The following is a 2,646-nucleotide window of genomic DNA, read 5'->3' as shown; positions in this document are numbered from 1 at the left end:
CTAAATGACTACATAGTTAGTGCCAAATCACTACATAGTTAAACACTAAAATTCAATATTAAGACCTCGATTTCGCTTTTGATCCTGTTGCTGTATCTGGTATTTCAGTCGTTCTGATACCTGTTCAGCAGTCCGATTAAAGTCGTTAACTGTTGACTGATTTCTCTGTATTGCATGGCTAACTGACTGTTCTGTATCTCGAGTTCCCCGACACGCTGAGATAAATTGCTGATAACGGTCTCTTGCTGTTGTAACAAGGTATTCAAGGAGTTCTCTAACAGTTGTTCTGTCTCGGTCATGGTGACTCACCTCGCTAAAATTCGGTAGGTTTCGTTCTTCTTGCCCCAGTTTTCGTTCTGATATTCCGGATCGACGGCGACGCACGGTCGCTTGCTCTTGTCGTCCATGGTGCAATTGGTCAGTTTGATATTGTGGCTCTGTGTCTGGTATATCTCGGCTGACCGTTTCCACTCGGTCAGGTTCTGGTATTCGTTCACGCTCCAGTACGTGAGAAACAGGCTGACTCCTGCCAATATCAGCACCAGTACGCCCAGAATGATGAACGGTAATTTCCACACGCTCACGGTACGCCTGATCAATTTCGTCTGCTCGGCTTGGATACTTTCGCTCAAATTCCTGCTGGCGTCTGCCAGTTGCGCTTTCAAGTCGTTCTCGTGCTGTTCGATAGCGAGTTTCACTTTCTCCGTCATAATCTCGCTGTCTTGTTTGGCATTCTCGGAGAACGTCTGCGCTAAATTTAAAATCCTGCTCATAGAACGCCCCTTTTAAACGTAAATTTTGCCCCTCGGTTTTGATTGAGAGGTTTTTAGGTGTCACTCTAGCTATCTCAAAGCCTGATTGTTTCAGCGCTTCAATCACATCATCACGGTTACGGATCAGTCCTTTCTGCACCAATGCCGATATGCCGGTATCAATTTCTTTCAGGGCTGACTGTTTTTCTGTCGGTAAATCCGTACGGGTTATCAGCGTTTGCTGTTTATCTGGTGAATGGGGATCGGACAGTCCGTATTCATGATTAATAACCTGCTTAAAATTCTCAATCAGTGGTCTATCTGCTTTGTCATAGTATGGTTGTAAGCGTTTTTGTGAGGTCAGCTCGACATTAGGGATGTAAAAATTCAGCTCTAACCGGTTTTTATCCGTATGCTCAACCCATGTGATGTTGTACTGCTCTTTCTCCAAACCCGAAAAAACGTGCTGTTCAAATCTATCCATAATGGCGGTTTTGTGATGGTCGGGTATATTTTCTTCCTCAAATGACAGACACCCCACCGTGTACGCATTCTTAAATTCGCAACTCTCCGCAATAGACTGCGACAAGTCAGGATCGCCCCGTAAGACCTGAAATTGCGTGTCTTCTTTACCCTCACGAAGCAGATAATCCATGCTGGCTTTCGGACTGCCACCTCCTTTGTTACCAAAGAATTTAATCAGCACGGTCGAGCACCTCCCGAAGCTGGGCCTCAATATGCCGTAACGATAAGGCGATATCGACCGTCGCCATCGAGACCGGAGCCTGATGGCAATGGCGGGCTATCTGGTTGAGGTTCACCCCTATCCGGTTAAGCTCAAACAATAACGCTGGATCAACGCTTTTCGGCTGACGCTTGGGTTTCTGACCTAACGCCAGTTCACGTAACCACTCAGCCAAACGAGGTTTGGTTTTTCGCAGAAGTAACGATTGTTTTTCGTCAGGTGTCAGGCGAATAATCACGGTTTCTGTGCGTTTGGTCGTCATGCTGTTGTCCTTTTTGGGGTCAAGGGGCGAAGCCCATTGCAAGGGCACGAGGAAATCTCAAAGAGATAACGATGTGTGTCCTTGCCCTAAACATTAACAGCAGATAAGATTTTGTACAATTAGCGAGAAAATAATAGGATTTTAAATATGACGAAGCAGGAAAAAGCCGTCGTAAACATGGCTAAGTTTTTACAGGCGCAAAGCCTGCTCTTACTGGAAAAACTCAATGAACTGGATTCCGATAATCTCGATGCGGAAACTAACCTTTGCGAAGAACTCCACGAACAAGCAGAGTCGCTACGCCAGCAACTGAGCGCAAAACTGGGCGAGGGATAGCCCTTTTACAATAGGCTCCGCCCTCCTGACGAGCTTCACAAAAATCAACTGATTTTCGGTGCTCTAGTCAAGATAGGCGAAACCCGACAGGACTCTAAAGATGCCAGAAGTTTCCCTCTGACGGCTCCCTCGTGCGCTCTCCTGTTCCCACCTTACAAGTTTACAGCCGGTTTTAATCCGCTCTTTCCATCTTTGGGGGCGCTATCTCTCAGCTTCCCTGTACCGGTACTGCGCTTGATTAGGTGGTTCGCTCCAAGCTGGGCTATTTGCACGAACTCCCCGTTTAGCCCGACTATCACGTCTGTTCAGGTAACTGTTCTCTTGAATCCAACCCTGACAGACACGCAAAAACGCCACTGGCGATAGCCTTTGGTAACAAGAGTGCAGAATTGTTTGCTGAAATCCTTGAAGTGTCACCGACATTACGGCTAAACTGATAGGACAGAATTTGGTTTCAGCGGTGTTCAGACCCTGTTACCTCGGTTCAAAGAGTTTGCTGCTCTAAGAACCAACCTTTAAGAAAACCGCCTTTGCTGAGGCGGTTTTTTTTT

Annotated in this window: 3 protein-coding genes; 1 reads left to right on the top strand and 2 read right to left on the bottom strand. The window is 46.6% G+C overall.

The window, feature by feature from the left end:
• Nucleotides 1-45: 45 nt before the first annotated feature.
• The gene (locus C0T34_RS18045) at nucleotides 46-1,407 is read right to left on the bottom strand and encodes a relaxase/mobilization nuclease domain-containing protein (RefSeq protein ID WP_239450342.1); all 1,362 of its coding nucleotides are present in this window, start codon (nucleotides 1,405-1,407) and stop codon (nucleotides 46-48) included.
• Nucleotides 1,408-1,447: 40 nt separating this feature from the next.
• Complete coding sequence (locus tag C0T34_RS18040; RefSeq protein WP_109850595.1) at nucleotides 1,448-1,759, bottom strand: MobC family plasmid mobilization relaxosome protein; 312 nt, start codon at nucleotides 1,757-1,759, stop codon at nucleotides 1,448-1,450.
• A 147-nt stretch (nucleotides 1,760-1,906) separates the two neighbouring features.
• Between C0T34_RS18040 and C0T34_RS18035 the strand changes: the two genes are divergently transcribed.
• Nucleotides 1,907-2,095 carry a Rop family plasmid primer RNA-binding protein gene (locus tag C0T34_RS18035; RefSeq protein WP_109850594.1) on the top strand — a complete coding sequence of 63 codons (189 nt, stop codon included), beginning with the start codon at nucleotides 1,907-1,909 and terminating at the stop codon, nucleotides 2,093-2,095.
• Nucleotides 2,096-2,646: the final 551 nt, after the last annotated feature.

This window comes from Proteus sp. CA142267 (genome assembly GCF_003336825.1).
GTDB lineage: Bacteria > Pseudomonadota > Gammaproteobacteria > Enterobacterales > Enterobacteriaceae > Proteus > Proteus terrae.
Note: the sequence above shows the minus strand (reverse complement) of the source record. Positions and strands in the feature narration are given on the sequence as shown.